Origin of the sequence: Bifidobacterium sp. ESL0690, assembly GCF_029392315.1 — a bacterium.
Classification (GTDB): domain Bacteria; phylum Actinomycetota; class Actinomycetes; order Actinomycetales; family Bifidobacteriaceae; genus Bifidobacterium.
Genome location: NZ_CP113939.1, coordinates 1,804,598 through 1,822,893, shown reverse-complemented (window position 1 = coordinate 1,822,893; position 18,296 = coordinate 1,804,598). Strand labels below are relative to the sequence as shown.

Below are 18,296 nucleotides of genomic sequence, written 5' to 3'. Positions count from 1 at the left end.
ACATCTAGTCGAAAATGGTTCGCTAAAGGCTTTCAGCGTCTGACCGGCTCGGTATCGTGGAGAGCATGGCTCATTCGGGAAACTTTGTTCAATTGCATAACCATACGCATTACTCGCTGCTTGACGGCGCATCCAAGATTCCCGATTTGGTCAATCGTGCCAAGGAACTCGAAATGCCCGCCATCGGCATCACCGACCACGGCAATATGCACGGTGCCTACGAAATGTGGAGCACGGCTGTAAACGCCGGTATCAAGCCGATTATCGGCATTGAAGCCTACGTTACGCCTGAAACTTCGAGGACGGACAAGGGCCGCGTGCATTGGGGCACGGAAGCCCAGCGCAGTGATGACGTCTCCGGTGGCGGCTTCATCACCCATATGACGCTCTGGGCCGAAAACGACGAGGGGTTGGTCAACCTGATGAAGGCCTCGTCCGTGGCCAATCTCGAAGGCCGTGTGGGCAAGTGGCCCCGTATGGATTATGACGTGCTTCAGACCTATCACAAGGGTGTCATCGGAACCACAGGATGCCCGTCGGGTATCGTCCAGACCAGGTTGCGTCTTGGCCAATACAAGGAGGCCTTGCGTGCCGCGCACCAGCTGCAGGATATTTTTGGCAAAGATAATTTCTACGTCGAACTGATGGATCACAATCTGGAAATCGAAAAGCGCGTCTCCGCCGACCTGCTCAAGATCGCCAAAGACCTTGGTGCCCCCATCATCGCCACCAACGATTCCCACTACGTTCACGAAGCCGATCGCGGTTCGCAGGACGCGATGCTCTGCATCAATTCCGGTTCGCATCTGGACGACCCGGACCGTTTCAAATTCGACGGTTCCGGCTACTACATCAAGTCGGCCGAGGAAATGCGTGCACTGTTCAAGGATCTGCCCGAGGCCTGCGACAACACGCTGGAAGTGGCCGAACGTTGCAACGTGATGTTCGATGACCATGAAGACGGCGCGTTCATGCCGCTTTTCGACTGCCCGGACGGTTGGGACGAGACCTCGCTCTTCCTGCACGACGTGCAGCAAGGTCTCGAAAAACGTTACGAGGGTAGCGTTCCCGACAATGTTCGCAAACAGGCCGACTACGAGTGCGGCGTGATCTGCCAGATGCAGTTCTGCGGCTACTTCCTCGTGGTCGCCGACTACATCAACTGGGCCAAGACCCACGGCGTGATGGTCGGCCCCGGCCGTGGTTCCGCGGCAGGCTCGATGGTGGCCTACGCCATGGGCATCACCGAACTCGACCCGCTGAAGCATGGCCTGATCTTCGAACGCTTCCTCAATCCTGAGCGCGTCTCGCTGCCTGATATCGATATCGATTTCGACCCGGAAGGCCGCCAGAAGGTACTCGATTACGTGGCCGACAAATACGGGCACGACAAGGTGGCGCAGTGCGTCATCTATGGCACCATCAAGACCAAGCAGGCGCTGAAGGATTCCGCGCGAATCATGGGCTATGAATTCTCCGTGGGCGACCGCATCGTCAAGGCGCTGCCGCCGAGCAAGAACGGCAAGGACGCCAGTCTCAAGGAGATGTTCGACCCGGCCTCCAAGAAGTACGCCGAAGCGCGCGAATTCCGCGAACTTTACGATTCCGACCCCGACGCCAAGCGCATCACCGACGAGGCCAAGGGCATCGAAGGCCTGATTCGGCAGACCGGAGTGCACGCCTGCGCCACCATCATGTCGGCCACGCCGATCACCGACACCTCGCCGCTGCTGGAACGCACCGATGGCACGGTGACCACGACCTTCGAATACCATACCTGTGAAACGCTGGGGCTGGTCAAGAACGACTTCCTCGGCCTCTCCAACTTGACGGTCATCCGCGACACCTTGAAGAACATCGAGCTCAACGGCAAGGAGCCCATCGACTACACCAAGATTCCGCTCGACGACAAGGAGACCTACGCGCTTCTGACCCGAGGCGACACCCTCGGTGTCTTCCAGCTCGATGGCGACGGGATGCGGGCCCTGCTCAAGAGTCTCAAGCCCGATAACTTCAACGATATTTCGGCACTCATCGCCCTCTACCGCCCGGGCCCGATGGATATGGACTCGCACAACAACTACGCCAAGCGCAAGAACGGTTTGCAGCCCATCACCCCGATCAACGACGAGGTGGCTGAGGCGCTCGCCCCGGTGCTCGACGAGACCTACGGCCTGATCGTCTATCAGGAGCAGGTGCAGTCCGCCGCTCGAATCCTCGCCGGCTACTCTCTGGGCCGAGCGGACGTGCTGCGACGCGCGATGGGCAAGAAGAAGCCCGAAGTGCTGGCCAAGGAGCAAGGTCCGTTCTTCGAGGGCATGAAGGAGCACGGTTACTCGCAGAAGGCCGCTCAGGACGTCTGGGACATCCTCGTGCCGTTCTCCGGTTACGCGTTCAACAAGGCCCATTCCGCGGCCTACGGGCTTATTTCCTACTGGACCGCGTATCTCAAGACCCACTATCCGGTGGAATTCATGGCCGCGCTCCTGCAGAACGAACGCACCAACAAAGACAAGACCGCGCTCTACTTGGGCGAAGCGCGGCGCATGGGCATCAAGGTGCTGCCGCCGGACGTCAACGAATCCCGGCTCGAATACGCCCCTGTCGGCAACATCATCCGTTTCGGCCTCGGTGCCATCCGCAACGTCGGCGACAACCCGGTGCAAGACATCATCGCCGAGCGCGAGAGCAAGCGCGGCAAATACATCAACTTCATGGACTTCATCCGTCGTGTGCCGTTGAGCGTGCTCAACAAGCGTCTCGTGGAATCGCTGATCAAGGCCGGTGCCTTCGATTCCATCGATCCGAACCGCCGTGCGCTCTTCCAGATTCACGAACCTGCCATCGATTCGGTGATCAGTCTCAAACGCAAGCAGGCCGAAGGCCAGTTCGACTTGTTCAGCGACCTCGGATCAGACGGCGACGGCGGCGATGGGTCCGGTGAGGACGCGATGGGTGACGCTCAGGTCAGCGTGCCCGACATCGAGGAATGGGACAAGAAGACCAAACTGAACTTCGAGCGCGAAATGCTTGGCCTTTATGTCTCCGATCACCCGCTTTCCGGCATGGCTTCCGTTTTGAACAGCCTGCGAGACATGTCCATCGCACAGTTGATCAACAGTGCTCCGAAGATGGACGACCGCCAGCAGGTCACCATCGCAGGGCTTATCACTTCCGTCGATCGGCGCGTCTCCAAGAAGGGTAACCCTTGGGCCATCGTCACCATCGAGGATATGGAAAGTTCCATCCAGTGCATGTTCTTCGGACGCGCCTATACTTCTGCGGCCGAATCGATGGCCGTCGACGAAGTGGTGCAGATTCGCGGTCAGATCGAGCTGCGAGACGAAACGGTGAGCATGCGCGCCAACGAGATGAACGTCCCGAACCTAGTAGCCGAAGACGAACGGCCGTTGGTGCTCACCTTGCCAAAGACCGCGTTGAACCGACCGCATGTCATGCAACTGGGAAAGATCATCACCAATCATCCCGGCATGTGCGAGGTCAAATTGGCCATTATGGATTCCGACGGCAACGCTAGGGTGCTGACGTTCGGCGACAGGTTCCGCGTAAAACGTGACACGTCGCTGTTCGCCGAGATCAAGATTCTCTTCGGCCCGAAGTGCCTGCCTGCGGCGTAGGAGCAGTATTTTGCACCGCAAACGCAAAGTGATGCAACACGTTGTTCAGATGGACAATGAATCTCAGAATGTGAGTTGTGTCTCATACCGATACATCGCGCGGAATACGATATAGAGGTATGGAAAATAACACAATGCGAATCATTGACCTGCGCGGAAAGCGCCTCACCAGAGCACAGATGCTGGAGGCTATGCCTCGTGCCGAAATGGGTACGAACGAAGCCAGCAGCGCTGTGCGTCCCATCCTCGACGACGTAAAGGCCCGCGGTGCTGCGGCCTTGCGCGATTTTGAGGAGAAGTTCGACCATATCCGTCCGCATCATCTGCGCGTGCCCGTCGAGGCGATGCAGAGTGCGCTCGAAGAGCTGGATCCGGAGGTTCGTGCCGCTATCGAGGAATCGGTGCGTCGTATCCGCAAGGTCTGCGCTTCGCAGGTGCCGAAGGACTTCTACACCGACTTGGCCGAAGGCGCTCGCGTTGCCGAACGCTGGGTTCCCGTCGAGCGTGTCGGCCTCTATGTGCCCGGTGGCAAGGCGGTCTATCCGACTTCTGTGATCATGAACGCCGTACCGGCCCAGGTCGCCGGTGTCTCGTCGCTGGCCATCGCCACACCTCCGAACGCTGATAACAACGGTTTGCCCAACAAGACCATCCTCGCAACCTGCGCCATTCTTGGCGTCGATGAGGTCTACGCGGTCGGTGGGGCACAGGCCATCGCCATGTTCGCATACGGCGCCAACGGAAGCGAGCCGCAGGACGGCGAAGTGCTTTGCGAACCGGTCGACAAGATCACCGGTCCGGGCAACATCTTCGTGGCTACGGCCAAGGGCATGGTTTCAGGCATCGTCGGCATCGACGCGGTGGCGGGACCCAGCGAAATCGCCATTATCGCGGACAAGACCGCAAACCCGAGCTGGGTGGCGGCGGATTTGATCAGCCAGGCCGAACATGACGAGCTCGCCGGATCCGTACTGTTTACCGACAGCGAGGAGCTGGCCAAGAAGGTGCAGGAAAGCCTTGATTACCGCGTGCCGCGCACCATGTCGCACGAACGTGTCTCCACTGCGCTCACCGGTCGTCAGTCGGGCATCATTCTCACCGACAATCTCGATCAGTCGGTGGATGCGGCCAACGCCTATGCCGCCGAGCATTTGGAGATTCAGACCGAGAACGCAGACGAGGTCGTCAAGCGTATCAAGAACGCCGGCGCCATCTTCCGCGGCCCGTATTCGCCGGTTCCGCTGGGCGACTACATGTCCGGCTCCAACCACGTGCTGCCCACCGGCGGCACCGCTCGCTTCGCCTGCGGTCTCGGCGTGCACACCTTCATGAAGCCGATCGAAGTCATCGAATACGACGAGCAGGGCCTGAAGCCGCTGGCGTCGCTGATCAACGCCTTCGCCGTCTCCGAAGACCTGCCTGCCCACGGCGAATGCGTGCTGAGCCGCTTCATCGACGACCCGTACGACAAGGCCACGATCAAAGAGCAGGAACGCAAGGCCGGCCTGCGAAAGTAGGTCATTCCATTTTCAGCCTCGGGTTCGGCGGTCTGAAGCCGCTGACCCGAGGCTATTGAAATTATCGCGAGGAAACCGGATATGATCGCCTACACGCATGAGCGGAGCATCACTGCCGAGCAGCTTGCTGCTGTATTCGATCGATCCGGAATCCATCGGCCGACCAAGGATTTGGCCAGGTTGCAGGCAATGCTCGATAATGCCGATGTTTTATGGACGGCGTGGGATGGCGAGCGTCTTGTCGGCGTGGCACGTGCCCTGACCGATTTCAGCTATGCCTGTTATCTCTCGGATCTGGCAGTCGACAAGGATTATCAGCGTCGGGGCATTGGCTCCGGACTGGTGGACGGACTTCTTCGTCAGCTTGGGCCGGATGTCTCGTTGGTGTTGCTGGCCGCGTAAAGTGCGATGGAATACTATCCGAAACTGGGTTTCGACCATATCGGCAACGCATTCTCGATCGCCAGGCGGCCTTTTTAGAGTTAACAGGATTCACACAGGATTGCCATATAATTGCGGGAATGACCGGTGAGGATAAAAGTTAAGGGGAACATCATGACCAATTCGATTCCACAGGAATTGCCGCTGCGCAACGACCTCATTGGGGAGGAGCCCTACGGGGCGCCACAACTTGACGTGCCGGTGTGCCTGAACGTCAATGAGAACCCGTATGCGCCCGCGCCCGCCGTGGTCAACGAGATCGCCGAGGACGTGCGCAAGATCGCCCCGACCCTAAACCGTTATCCCGACCGTGAGCATTCCAAGCTGCGCCAGGCGTTTGCCGACTATCTTGAGCGCGAGTCCGGTGTGAAACTCGGCGTCGAGCAGCTCTGGGGCGCCAATGGCAGCAACGAGATTATGCTCCAACTGTTCCAGGCTTTCGGTGGACCGGGACGCAAGGCTCTGGGTGCCGATCCGACCTATTCCATGTACCCCGAGTATGCGCGAGACACGTTCACCAAGTGGATCACGGTGAAACGAAACGCCGATTTCTCGCTGAACCTTGAAGCTCTGCTCGACGCAATCGAACGTGAGCAGCCGTCGATTATCCTTTTGACCAGCCCGAACAACCCGACCGGGACCATTCTGCCGATGTACCAGCTCGAAGCGGTGCTGAAAGCCGTTCAAAACGCCAAGGTGAATGGGGCGGCCGAAGGTGTGCACCCTGTGGTTGTGGTGGACGAGGCCTATATCGAGTTCCGCACCCCTGGTACGCCAACTGCGCTGGAATTGCTGGCTAAATACCCGAATCTCGCCGTCAGCCGCACCATGAGCAAGGCCTTCGCCTTCGCCGGCGCGCGTGTAGGTTATCTGGCAGCTTCACAGGGCATCGTCGACTGCGTGCGCATCGTGCGCATGCCCTACCATCTTTCCGCTGTTACCCAGGCCACGGCGCTCGCCGCGTTCAAGCACACCGACGAGCAATTGAGTCAGGTGAAGCACCTGCGTGAGACCCGTGAATCGACAGCAGCGTGGCTTAAGACTCAGACTTGGCACGGCAAGCCGCTCAAAGTCGCGGATTCCCAGTCCAACTTCGTGCTTTTCGGCGGCTCGTTCGAAGACCGCGAACGTATCTTCGACGAGCTGTTGAAACGTGGCGTGTTGATTCGAGTGGTGGGCCCCGACGGTTGGCTGCGCGTGTGCATGGGCACCGACGAGGAGATGGCCCGCTTCCGCGAGGCGTTGACACAAGTGCTGGAAATGCTCGAAAAGGAATAGCGGCTGTTCCGACTTGCGGCAATCTAGACGAATCGTGATTTCCGCGGAGTTGGATCTATTCTTGTCTTCGTCGGCACGATTAATCGCACGATGGTGCGATGTGCGCTCTTTGGCCTTGACTGTGTCATCGATATGACGAATAGCTGTAATGATGAAAATAGTTACTTCATAATATCGGCGGAACGACTTGGAAATATGTCGTTATCAAGATGATGCAGTACGATGTCTCCGCTTGACTTTGTAATGAATTATGATGGTAGAAGCGTTGAAATGTTTGTGAACAGCGACAAAGGAGCAGTCATGGCAAGAACCGCGACAATAGTACGCGAGACCAGCGAATCCAAGGTCGAGCTGAGCCTGGATCTTGACGGCACCGGCAAAACCGACATCGAGACTTCGGTACCTTTTTATAACCATATGATGACCGCGCTCGGCAAGCATTCGCTGATTGATTTGAAGATTCGCGCCAGCGGCGACACCGACATCGACGTGCACCATACCGTCGAGGATACGGCGATCGTTTTCGGCGAGGCGCTCAAGCAGGCTCTTGGTGACAAGCGTGGCATTCGCCGATTCGCCGATGCCACTGTGCCGCTTGATGAGGCCTTGGCGCGTGCTGTGGTCGATATTTCTGGGCGCCCTTATGCTGTGTGCATCGGGGAGCCCGAAGGCTTTGAATACGCCATGATCGGCGGGCATTTCACCGGCTCACTGGTGCGCCACGTCATGGAATCCATCGCCTTCCACGCCGACCTCTGTCTGCACATGACGGTGCTGGCTGGGCGTGACCCGCATCATATCGCCGAGGCCGAGTTCAAGGCGTTGGCCCGTGCGTTGCGTTTTGCGGTCGAGCCCGACCCTCGTATCGCCGGCATCATTCCCAGTACGAAAGGGGCGCTGTGATGAGCGAACGTCGTGATGACGACGAACAAGGCGACGATTTCAAGGATTTTGGCGATGAGAACGGTTCCAATAACGTGAACGACGCCAACGATTCCAACGCGTCTAGTAATGCCAATGATTTCAACGATTCCAGCGATGAAAATGGCGGATTGTTCAGCGACGAGGAGCTGCAGGAAGCACTCGCCGGCTTCGAGAAGGAATTCGCGGACGACTCGGACGATAACAACGAAGCACACAATAACGCGATGGGTTCCGACGATTCGGGCAACCCCGGCAGCGGGTCCGGCGTGAACAGCGAGAACGGCAACACCGAACAATCCGATCGCAAAATTACCGACGAACTAGACCAGATGGACTTCGACGAGGAGCTGGAAGGTCTTATTGGCAACCGCGCCAAGGTCGCCATCCTGATCACCCGTCTGATTTCTTCGGAGCTGCTCGCGGCGTTCTGCCAGATCGCGGACATTTCCGCCGATTGCATGGCCGACGAAAACGGGGCCGTCGCCATTCTGCACAACCTCGACGGTGACGCTCCGGAAAATGCGGCAAGGGATCTGACCCAAGTGGTCAACGGCATGCCGGTCGTGCTTTCGGTCAATCGCGCCGACAAACTCGTCTCCACGCTCTATGTCAGTGGCGAGCCGGGCCAGCAGTTCGCTCCTCCGGTGCTCTTCACCACCACGCCCAGGTGCGTCGAAGACCTGATGCTTGGCATCACCACCGTCGCCGAGCTCAAGGAGCAAAGCGAGCACATTGTGGCTACCGCCGATTTTGACCGCAAGAAGGCACTAGGGGTGATTGCCGATCACACGCGTTCGCGCGGTCGCGGCAAACCAAGCATTCAGTAAGCGACGGTTCGGCAACAAGGTATGCGAGCTGGTAAAAGGCTGAGAGACGGGAAAGTAAAAAAGTAACACTCAGACGGGCGCGACCCTGCCGATTTCTCTGCTTCTTCGTCTGAACCATTTCATATCGCATCGTGAATGATTCTCATGGAATGCGCGAATACGGACGATACTTGACATATCCAAACAAACTTACGGCAAACTTAGAGGAACGGGGAATGGCAATGACCGCAGTGGTGGTGTTCGATTACGGCTTCGGCAACGTGCGCTCGATGATGCGTGCGCTCGCGCATATCGGTCTTGAACCGACGCTGACGAGCAACCGCCGGCAGGCGCTCGAAGCCGACGGGCTGGTGGTGCCTGGCGTCGGCGCTTTTGCGGCGTGCATGGAAGGGCTCAAGGCCGTGGGCGGCGACCAGATCATTCTCGAGCGTCTCAAGGCGGGGCGTCCGGTGCTCGGCGTGTGCGTCGGCCTGCAGGTCATGTTCGCGCAGGGCACGGAAGGCGGCTCGAAAGCCGCGGGCCTCGGCGTCATCGACGGCAGCGTGGACTTGGTTGACGCCGACGTGGTGCCACACATGGGCTGGGACACAATCAGCGCCCCCGACGATTCGGTGATTTTGCACGGGCTTGAGGATGAGCGTTTCTATTTCGTCCATTCCTACGCTGCCATGAGCGCGAATATTCCCGAAAAGCCTGTGACGGCGGCAAATACCACGGTCGAAGATATTGACGGCTATCACGGCCATGCGCAATCTTCCATCGACAGCGTAGACGCGCAGAAAGTCGGTTTTTGCGATTACGGGCGCAGCCATTTTGTGGCATCCTACGAGCGCGGCCCGCTTTCGGCCACCCAGTTCCACCCGGAAAAGTCGGGGGAAGCCGGCGCACAACTGCTCAAGAACTGGGCTGCGACGCTATAGAAATCATCACTTCATTCAAAGGAGAACAACATGCTGACATTGCTTCCGGCCGTTGACGTCCGAGGCGGTAAAGCCGTGCGCCTGAGGCAGGGCAAATCCGGATCCGAAACCGATTACGGCAGCCCGTACGAGGCCGCGCAGACGTGGTTCGACGAAGGCGCGAGCTGGATTCACCTGGTCGATCTCGATGCTGCGTTCGGCACCGGCGACAATCGCTCGAAACTGCGTGAGATCGGCGAAAAACTCGGCGACAAGGTCCATATCGAAATGAGCGGCGGCATCCGCGACGACGCAAGTCTCGAGGCCGTTTTCGAGGCCGGTGCGACACGAGTCAACATTGGTACCGCAGCGCTGGAAAACCCCGAATGGACCGCCAAAATCATCAAAAAATACGGCGACAAGGTGGCCATCAGCCTCGACGTCAAAGGCCATACGCTGGCCGGGCGCGGCTGGACCAGCAAGGGCGGCGACCTTTTCGAGACCATGGCCATGCTCGATAAAGCCGGCTGCCGGCGTTACGTGGTCACCGACGTCGCCCACGACGGCATGATGGACGGGCCGAACCTCACGTTGCTGCGTGAAGTCGCCGAACGCACGCCGGCTCACGTCACCGCTTCCGGCGGCATTTCCAGCCTCGAGGACATCCGTGCGGTGGCTGGGCTCGAAAGTGTCGGCGTCGATGCGGCGATTCTCGGCAAGTCGCTTTATGCCCATGCGTTTACGCTCAAAGAGGCGCTCGCGGCAGTGGGGCAGAAGTAGCACGCCTGCCGAATATGATGTTTTGCGCTGGCTGAGTATGATGCTTTGGTGGATGCAAACGTTGAAACGAAGATAACCAAGAAAGAGAAAGAAAGAAGAAATCGATGGAAGGTGCACTTTTTGATTTGGACGGCGTCATCGCCGATACGGCCGTCTACCATTTTCAGGCCTGGCGCAAGTTGGCGAAAGACCATTTCGACCGTGAGCTGCCCGACGAACTCGAGGAAAAGACCAAGGGTGTCAGCCGCGTCGATTCGCTCAAAGTGATTCTGAATTATCTTGGCGTCACAGTGTCGCAAAAGGAGTTCGAAGCGATGGCCGCCGAAAAGAACGAGGCCTACCGTGGGCTTCTGGCAGGGCTCACTTCGGCCGACATTCTGCCGGGCATCCCAGAGCTCATCGCGCAGATGAAACAGCACGGCGTGAAGCTTTCGCTGGCTTCGGCGAGCATGAATGGTCCGTTTATCCTTGAAAAGCTTGGGCTTTCGAACACCTTCGATGCCATCGCCGACCCGAGCAAGGTGGCCGCTGGCAAGCCCGCTCCCGACATTTTCTTGGAAGCGGCTTCGGCCATCGGCGTCGAACCGGACCAGTGCGTCGGTCTTGAGGATTCCGTCGCGGGTATCACCGCCATCAATGCCGCCGGTGCGTTCTCGGTGGGTGTCGGCAGCCCCGACGAGCTCGGCCATGCCAAGTTGCTGGTCCCCAATACGGCCGCGTTGAAGTATGACGATATCGAAAGCGCGTGGGAGCGTCGATAATCCCAAAATACAGCAAAGAGGTCGGTCGATAGCAAATCGAACATGGCGGAATTCCGACAAATCGAAATTGCTATCGATTGACCTCTTTGCCGTCCGATGCCGATGAACGAGAAATGTGCGATCCGTTTTGAAACCCAATGACCGAAACCAGATATGAAACGGCTGAATCTTGCCGACAACCCAAAGTTTAACTGGAATGTAATAATGCCGTGAGACCATAGTGATTATGGATAAACAGCAAGAATTCGCCTTGCGTACCGTCGAGGAACGCGATGTGCGATTTATTCGTTTGTGGTTCACCGATGTGCTGGGGACGTTGAAGTCCGTGGCCATCGCTCCTGCGGAACTTGAGGACGCCTTCGAGGAAGGCCTTGGTTTCGACGGTTCGGCGATCGAGGGCATGACCCGCGTCTCCGAAGACGACATGATCGTCAAACCGGATCCGTCAACGTTCCAACTGTTGCCCTGGCGCGATGGTCCGCAAGGTACCGCCCGCATGTTCTGCAACATCCTGACCCCTGACGGCGAGCCCTCGCTCGGCGACCCCCGTCATGTGCTGGAGCAGGAGCTTCAAAAGGCCAAGGAGAAGGGCTTCACCTTCTACGTTCACCCGGAAATTGAATTCTATCTCTTCGAGCAGCAGGACGATTGGGGCGAGCCGCCCACGCCCGTCGACTACGGCACCTACTTCGACCACGTGCCGCGCAGCCCCGGGATGGACTTCCGCCGTGCCGCCGTCAATATGCTCGAGCAGATGGGCATTTCCGTCGAATACTCGCACCACGAGGTCGGACCTGGCCAGAACGAAATCGACCTGCGTTACGCCGACGCGATGGCGACTTCCGACAACATCATGACTTTCCGCACCGTGGTCAAGGAGATTTCACTGGAGCGTGGCATCCACGCCAGCTTCATGCCCAAGCCTCTGACCGACGAGCCGGGCAGCGGCATGCACACCCACCTGAGCCTTTTCGAGGGGGATTCAAACGCCTTCTACGAGGCCGGCCAGGAATTCAACATGTCGCTGATTGCCCGCCAGTTCGCCGCCGGCATCCTTTACCATGCCCGTGAAATCAGCGCGATCACCAACCAGTATGTCAACTCCTACAAGCGTCTTTGGGGCGGCAACGAGGCCCCGAGCTACGTCTGCTGGGGCCACAACAACCGTTCCGCCCTGCTGCGCATCCCGCAGTACAAGCCGGGCAAGGGCAATTCCGCGCGTATGGAATACCGTGCGCTCGACCCCGTGGCGAACCCGTACTTGGCGTTCTCGGTATTGTTAGCCAGCGGCCTCGACGGCATCGAGCAAAAGATGACACTGTGCGAGCCCACCAGCGACGCGGTCTGGGATCTGACCGACGCCGAGCGCAAGGCCATGGGCATCGAACCGTTGCCGGAAAGCCTTGACGAGGCGTTGAAGGTCATGGAAAAGTCCGACTTCGTGGCCGGAGTTCTGGGCGAGCACGTCTTCGAGTATTTCCTGCGCAACAAGCGTCAGGAGTGGGACGATTACCGTCGTCAGGTCACCCGCTACGAGCTGGAGAAGTTCTTGCCGAAGCTCTGACATCACATAATATGTAATACGGAATGAAAATAGTGCTATCGAAATAAGCCGCTTGCCTTTGAGGGGTAAGCGGCTTATCTATTGATGAACGATGAATATCGAGATTATTGTGTTGGTAAACGGAACTGCGCGCTTATTTGTATAGCCGTGCGGTTCTTCCCGAACGGCTTATTTGCGCGGGTCACCGAACCAGTTGTCATAGATCAGGGCGAAGTTGCGGTTGCCGTAGCTTGAGCACGAATCACCCTCGTTGAAGCCCGCGGCCAGCGCGGCGGTGTTGGGCTGGTAGGGCGTGTAGACGTAGAGCAGTGCCGTGGCCTGATTGCGGATGTAGACCTGCGAGCCGCCGCAGCTCTTGTTCGGATGGTACTGCACGTAGTTGAGCGTGCCGACGTGGTAGCCGTACTCGCTTTCGTGCGCCTGATAGTACTTGAAACGTTTCGCCGCGCCGTAGACCTGGTTGAAGAAGCCTGCGAAGTGCGGGTCGCAATCGGCGTCATCCGGGCAGCTCAGGCCCATGGCGGCCTTGTACTGAAAGTCGGTGGGATTGGCCGAGCCGATGAGATGCTGTTCCTTTTGCATGACGGTCAGGAGCACTTTTTCGCTGACGCCGCAGGCCTGCGAGGATTTGTAGATGATGGCGCTCGCGGATTCGGCTTTGGCACCCTTGTAGGCCTTGCAAAGACTATTGGCGGCGATATCGGTGGTGTCGAAGGTCTTGACGGGCAAGCAGTTGGTGGTGGTGCAGTTCGGACCATGTTTGATGATAAAGGCTTGCACTTCGGCCTGGCTCATGGCGTCAGCGTTGAAGAACTGCGCGTCGGAGATGATATTGCCGGGGTCGAAATCGTATTTCTGGACCAGCTCTTCCTGCCGTTTTTGCGCATCGGTGACTTCAATATGCCACTGGACCACGCGAATCAGTGCCATCACCAGTGCCATCACGCAGATTACCGCGACGATGCCGCCGAGCACCACACCCACTTTTGCAGGCACACCGGCCTTGCGCCACTTGCGTTTGCAGGTGCGGATGAATTTGCTGGGGGAGTGGGAACGGCTACGGGATTTGGAAGATGATGTCACAATATCAATATTATCGTTCGCCCCTGAGAGTTTCCCTATAGAAAAGTCAAGGTTGCCGAAGTTGTCGGCATGATTATGCCAAAGTCAAGACAGCAGCTTGCGGATGCGCTTGAGGCTGGCAGGGGACTTGGTGCCCAGTTCCTGCGCCCAGAGGGAAACGTAGAACTCCTCGAGCATCCAGCGGGCCTGCTCCACCTGTTTGCCGAATGCCTCGCGGCGAGGGCCGGCAGGTTCGGCCTTGAGCTTTTCCTGGGCTCGTGTGACCAGGTCCTTGGCTTCGTCGGCTTCCCAGGCCCAGCGGACGTCGCGGTTCTTGTTGGCCTTGGCCTTTTCCAAACGCATCAGGTCGGCGTGCAGGTAACGTTCGATGTTGGGCATCGCTTCGGGTGGGGTCTTGCCGATAAATCCCGGGTAGACGAGCGTGGCGATGTGTTCGCGCACCGATTGCAGCACAGCCAACATCGTCAGGTCGGCCTTGCCGCCCACCGCCGAGTCGACGGCGGCATAGCGTTTGAGAATGGCGATGACGTCGTGAGCCACGGCGTAGACCGTGTCTTCGAAGGTCTCGGACACCCCGCTCACGGCCTCGGCCAGAGCGGTATCGTCGGCGAGCTTGTCGATATGGGGAAGCAGACGCTTGACCGCCGCCAGCTCGAGGTCGTTGACAAGTAGTTTTGTCGACTTGTATGGCACGCTCGCCAACATCAGCGCTTCACTGCCAAGCCAGCGTGAGGAGATGCGGTCTTCGGGCAGCTTCAGCTTCTCGTATGCGGCTTGCCAGAGCATTTCGGCGCGGGAGACCGTGGTGGCTCCGGCCTTATTCAGTAGGTTCGCCTGAGCGACCACCTTGCCCTGTGACTTGGCCTTGCTGGCCTGACGTTCCACGGTTTTGCGGGCGCTGGCCTGTGCCTGACGGGCGAACTTGCGTTGCAGCTCGACCAGCGATTTTCCGGTGCCGAGCACTCGGTAACGCTGGGCTTTGCCGTGACGCTGGCCGCGGAAGGTCGCGTCGTCGATGATAACTGGATTATTGGCATTGCCTGAATTGTTTCGATTATCCCGTTCCGATTGTGCGTTGGAGTTGGCGTTATCCTTAGCATGATTCGAACTGGAACTGCTTGCGTACTTATTGCAGGGTTTCGTTGTGTTGCTGGTATTGGCGGCATCAACGTGGTTGTTGTTGCTTTTGCTGTCATGTTTAGCGCCGTGGTGATGGCCTTTGCCCGGTGCCGGCGGCAACGGTTCCTCGACGCTGAACGTCACGCGCAGATATGGCGAGAGTTTATCAAGCTGTTCGCTGTTGAAGTCTTCAGGATGGATGGTCGCGTTGACGCTCGTGATGGCGGCGTAGGTGAAGGCGTGCGCGAAGTCGGGCCAGCGTGAAGTGCCGGTCGCCTCGTCCACTGGGGGCAGGTTCGGTTTGCCCTCCGTACCCGAGCCGGGCAGATTAGGGTAGTGTTCGTCGATGGCGGCACGGATGGTGCGGGCCGTGTCGGGTGCGGGCACGAACTGGACGCGCAGCGACTTCGGCAGTGACTTGATATAGCCCAGGATAAGCTCGTCCAGTAGCCCGGGAACGTTCCAGGTGAATTGCTCGGGAGTCAGGCGGGACAATGCCTTGATGGGAATATGCACGGTCACGCCGTCGGCCGGGTCGCTGGGATTGTAGATATAGCTGAGGCGCAGGTCGATGGGGGTGCCGTCGGTTCCTAGCGTGTGCCACTGGTCGGGGTAGTCGCGCAGGTCCACGGATTCGTGCGATTGCAGTCGCTCGACCTTGTCCGGGTCGAAGTCAAGCAGATGCGGCTGCGCTTCGTGGATGGACTTGACCCACTTGCCGAGGTCGGCCACGCTGGTGACATCTTGAGGGATGACGGCGTTGTAGAAGTCGAAAAGATCCTCGTCGCTGACGGAATCGGAAATCTGGCGGGTGCGGTTGGTATCGTCCACCGCTTCCTGCAGAATGTCGCGATTGGCCTCGACAAAATCGTCGTAGGAGAAACGCTGCTGGATATCGCCTTCGACCAGCCCTTGACGAATCAGAAAATCACGGGCTTCGGGAGGATTGATACGTCCCCATTGCACCGGCCGGTCCTGTACAATCGGCAGACCGTAGAGCAGTACCTTCGAACTGGCGATGGCGCTGCCGCGCGAACCTGACCAATGCGGTTCGGCGTAGGTGACGCGGGTGAGGCTTCCGGCCAGCGGTTCGGCCCAAGCCGGATCGATGGCAGCCGAATAGCGCGCCCATAGACGCGAGGTTTCAGTCAGATCGGTCGACATCACCCAAGGCGGCGTTGACTTGGCCACCGAGGAGGCGGGGAAGAGAGCGAACCGTGTGCCGCGTGCCCCCTGGTACTCGTTCTTCGACTGCTTGGCAGCACGCTTCATCGCTCGTGCCTTTGCGGCGCCTTTGAGCCCAGAGAAGTCCGAGGCCTTAGGTTCGCGCACTACCTGCATGCCCATCATCGACAGCAGGCCGGCGAGCATCGAAGAGTGGATGCCTTGCGAATCCCACGAGCAACAGAGGGCGTGGGCCGCTTGCTGGTTGACCGGCAGCATCAAGATTTCCGGGGCCGGACGTGAGATCGGTGCGGGCTTGCCTACTTTGAAATGCATCTGCCGGCACATCTGCCGCAGCTGGGAGACCAGATCGCGCCATTGCCGCAGGCGAATGAAGCTGAAGTATTCGGACTTGCAGATTTTGCGCAGCTTGGCGTTGCCGGTATGGTTGCCGTCGTTGCCTTCGTCGGGGCCGAAAATATGGTCCCACATGTTGAGCGCCGTGAGGAAATCACTGGTCTCGTCGGCGTAGCGGTTGTGCACGCGGTCGGCTTCGGCTCGGATTTCGTCCGGTCGTTCGCGCGGGTCTTGCAGACTCAGGAAGGCGACGATGACCAACACCGCGGCGAGTGTGTTGGGCGTGGCCTTTTGCGCGGCCTCGAGAATCATACGGCCGAGGCGGATGTCGATGGGAATGCGTGAAAGCTGCCGGCCAGTGTGGGTCAGGCGCACTTCGCCGTGCTTGCGTGCGATGGCCTTGAGTTCGGTCAGTTCGTTGAAACCGTCGGAAACGGAACGGGTATCGGGTGGATCGATGAAGCCGAAATGGGTCACGTCGTCGGCCGTGCGGGCCACACCCACCGAAAGCATATGCAGCACTACTGCGCCCAATGAAGTACGCAGGATTTCCGGCTCGGTGAAGCGTGGACGGGACTCGTAATCATCCTTGGAATAGAGGCGGATGGCGATGCCGTCGGCGATACGCCCGCATCGGCCGCTTCGCTGGTCGGCGCTGGCCTGGCTGATGGCTTCGATTGGCAGGCGCTGCACCTTGGCGGATTTGGAATAGCGTGAGATACGTGCCTCGCCAGGGTCGACCACGTAGCGGATGCCAGGCACGGTCAGCGAGGTCTCAGCCACGTTGGTGGCGATGACGATGCGCTGATGGGAATGGTGCTCGAAGACGCGATGCTGCTCTTTGGAAGAGAGACGGGCATAAAGCGGTACGATTTCCAGTGCGTCCGGGCGGCGCATGTCGGCGGCACGGGGCCCAAAATGATGACGGATGGCATCTTCATACTCATGGATGTCGCGCTCGCCGGAAGCGAAAACGAGGATATCGCGCGGCCCGCGGTCATGCGAGGAATGGATGACCAGCTCGGCGCAGGCGCGTGCCACGGCTCGGGGCATATCCTCGCTGCCGGTGCTGCCGCCGGAACCGTTGCTTCTGTCGGCTCCCGGAATCTCGCCGTTTTCGTCCGGCAGCGAGCCGTCGGCAAACCCAGGTACGTGCCGCATCAACGCCGGCATGCCACCCAGCGGCTCGTAAACGATTTGCACCGGGTACGTGCGTCCGGAAACTTCGATGACGGGAACCTTGGTATGCAGCGCGTCCTCGAAATGCTCCTTGAATTTCACCGAGTCGATGGTGGCCGAGGTGATGATGAGTTTCAGATCGCGACGCTTCGGGAGCAGCGCTGTCAGGTAGCCGAGCAGAAAGTCGATGTTGAGGCTGCGCTCGTGCGCTTCGTCGATGATGATGGTGTCGTAGCGCGAAAGCCTTGGATCGTGCTGGATTTGCGCCAGCAGAATACCGTCGGTGACGATACGCAGGCGGGTTTTCGGTGAGCTTTCGTCGGTGAATCGCACCTGATAACCGATTTCCTCGCCAAGCTTGACTTCCATTTCATCGCAGATACGTTCCGCCACGGTGCGTGCAGCCAAGCGTCGTGGCTGGGTGTGCACGATCTGGTGACCGTGCGTGCCACGGCCCATTTCCAGCAGCATTTTCGGAATCTGGGTGGTCTTGCCCGAACCGGTCTGCCCGGAGACGATGACGACCTGCGAATCCCGCACCGCGTGCTGAATCTCGTCACGCGCCGCGCTGACCGGCAAGTCTGAAGGATAATGGTATTTCATAAGCTCTCTAATAGTACGCACAACCCCGGCGAACCGGGAAATATCGACTATCTCGGTAGCCGTTCAATAAATCATCGGTCACCATGACAGCGTAAAACTTTATCGAACGTCATGCATATTTTCGTAGGGTTTTACCTTCGGCGTCTTCTCAGCCGCGGCTAT

The 18,296-nt window shown here is 58.7% G+C and carries 12 protein-coding genes; 10 read left to right on the top strand and 2 right to left on the bottom strand.

The window, feature by feature from the left end; all coding sequences use genetic code 11:
- Positions 1-65 precede the first annotated feature (65 nt).
- From dnaE to OZX62_RS07210, 10 genes are all read left to right on the top strand, one after another.
- On the top strand, positions 66-3,638 hold the full coding sequence (gene dnaE / locus OZX62_RS07255; protein WP_277175542.1) for a DNA polymerase III subunit alpha: 3,573 nt from the start codon (positions 66-68) through the stop codon (positions 3,636-3,638).
- Between the two features lie 119 nt (positions 3,639-3,757).
- Positions 3,758-5,155, top strand: coding sequence for a histidinol dehydrogenase (gene hisD / locus OZX62_RS07250; protein WP_277175541.1), 1,398 nt, complete (start codon positions 3,758-3,760; stop codon positions 5,153-5,155).
- An 81-nt stretch (positions 5,156-5,236) separates the two neighbouring features.
- Complete coding sequence (locus OZX62_RS07245) at positions 5,237-5,557, top strand: GNAT family N-acetyltransferase (RefSeq protein ID WP_277175540.1); 321 nt, start codon at positions 5,237-5,239, stop codon at positions 5,555-5,557.
- Between the two features lie 153 nt (positions 5,558-5,710).
- Positions 5,711-6,874, top strand: a complete 1,164-nt coding sequence (locus tag OZX62_RS07240; protein WP_277175539.1) for a histidinol-phosphate transaminase — start codon at positions 5,711-5,713, stop codon at positions 6,872-6,874.
- Between the two features lie 300 nt (positions 6,875-7,174).
- Positions 7,175-7,777 (top strand): imidazoleglycerol-phosphate dehydratase HisB, encoded by a 603-nt coding sequence (gene hisB / locus OZX62_RS07235; RefSeq protein WP_277175538.1) that lies wholly within the window; start codon positions 7,175-7,177, stop codon positions 7,775-7,777.
- Entirely contained in the window at positions 7,777-8,625 is an 849-nt protein-coding gene (locus OZX62_RS07230; RefSeq protein WP_277175537.1) for a hypothetical protein, read from the top strand. The genes hisB and OZX62_RS07230 overlap by 1 nt, the downstream gene beginning before the upstream one ends.
- A 221-nt stretch (positions 8,626-8,846) precedes the next feature.
- Positions 8,847-9,545, top strand: coding sequence for an imidazole glycerol phosphate synthase subunit HisH (hisH, locus tag OZX62_RS07225; RefSeq protein ID WP_277177071.1), 699 nt, complete (start codon positions 8,847-8,849; stop codon positions 9,543-9,545).
- A 30-nt stretch (positions 9,546-9,575) separates the two neighbouring features.
- Positions 9,576-10,304, top strand: a complete 729-nt coding sequence (gene priA / locus OZX62_RS07220; protein ID WP_277175536.1) for a bifunctional 1-(5-phosphoribosyl)-5-((5-phosphoribosylamino)methylideneamino)imidazole-4-carboxamide isomerase/phosphoribosylanthranilate isomerase PriA — start codon at positions 9,576-9,578, stop codon at positions 10,302-10,304.
- A gap of 104 nt (positions 10,305-10,408) precedes the next feature.
- Positions 10,409-11,065, top strand: a complete 657-nt coding sequence (gene pgmB, locus OZX62_RS07215; RefSeq protein ID WP_277175535.1) for a beta-phosphoglucomutase — start codon at positions 10,409-10,411, stop codon at positions 11,063-11,065.
- 226 nt (positions 11,066-11,291) lie between these two features.
- Positions 11,292-12,629 (top strand): glutamine synthetase family protein, encoded by a 1,338-nt coding sequence (locus tag OZX62_RS07210; protein ID WP_277175534.1) that lies wholly within the window; start codon positions 11,292-11,294, stop codon positions 12,627-12,629.
- A 168-nt stretch (positions 12,630-12,797) separates the two neighbouring features.
- Here OZX62_RS07210 and OZX62_RS07205 read toward each other — a convergent pair whose 3' ends face one another.
- Positions 12,798-13,661, bottom strand: a complete 864-nt coding sequence (locus tag OZX62_RS07205; RefSeq protein WP_348519310.1) for a hemagglutinin — start codon at positions 13,659-13,661, stop codon at positions 12,798-12,800.
- Between the two features lie 135 nt (positions 13,662-13,796).
- Positions 13,797-18,134, bottom strand: a complete 4,338-nt coding sequence (locus OZX62_RS07200; protein ID WP_277175532.1) for a DUF3418 domain-containing protein — start codon at positions 18,132-18,134, stop codon at positions 13,797-13,799.
- Positions 18,135-18,296 lie beyond the last annotated feature (162 nt).

What these genes read in the sequence shown, in the direction of transcription:
- dnaE (WP_277175542.1), top strand. Translation starts at nt 66, where the DNA reads ATGGCTCATTCGGGAAACTTTGTTCAATTGCATAACCATACGCATTAC.
- hisD (WP_277175541.1), top strand. Translation starts at nt 3,758, where the DNA reads ATGGAAAATAACACAATGCGAATCATTGACCTGCGCGGAAAGCGCCTC.
- OZX62_RS07245 (WP_277175540.1), top strand. Translation starts at nt 5,237, where the DNA reads ATGATCGCCTACACGCATGAGCGGAGCATCACTGCCGAGCAGCTTGCT.
- OZX62_RS07240 (WP_277175539.1), top strand. Translation starts at nt 5,711, where the DNA reads ATGACCAATTCGATTCCACAGGAATTGCCGCTGCGCAACGACCTCATT.
- hisB (WP_277175538.1), top strand. Translation starts at nt 7,175, where the DNA reads ATGGCAAGAACCGCGACAATAGTACGCGAGACCAGCGAATCCAAGGTC.
- OZX62_RS07230 (WP_277175537.1), top strand. Translation starts at nt 7,777, where the DNA reads ATGAGCGAACGTCGTGATGACGACGAACAAGGCGACGATTTCAAGGAT.
- hisH (WP_277177071.1), top strand. Translation starts at nt 8,847, where the DNA reads ATGACCGCAGTGGTGGTGTTCGATTACGGCTTCGGCAACGTGCGCTCG.
- priA (WP_277175536.1), top strand. Translation starts at nt 9,576, where the DNA reads ATGCTGACATTGCTTCCGGCCGTTGACGTCCGAGGCGGTAAAGCCGTG.
- pgmB (WP_277175535.1), top strand. Translation starts at nt 10,409, where the DNA reads ATGGAAGGTGCACTTTTTGATTTGGACGGCGTCATCGCCGATACGGCC.
- OZX62_RS07210 (WP_277175534.1), top strand. Translation starts at nt 11,292, where the DNA reads ATGGATAAACAGCAAGAATTCGCCTTGCGTACCGTCGAGGAACGCGAT.
- OZX62_RS07200 (WP_277175532.1), bottom strand. Translation starts at nt 18,134, where the DNA reads ATGAAATACCATTATCCTTCAGACTTGCCGGTCAGCGCGGCGCGTGAC.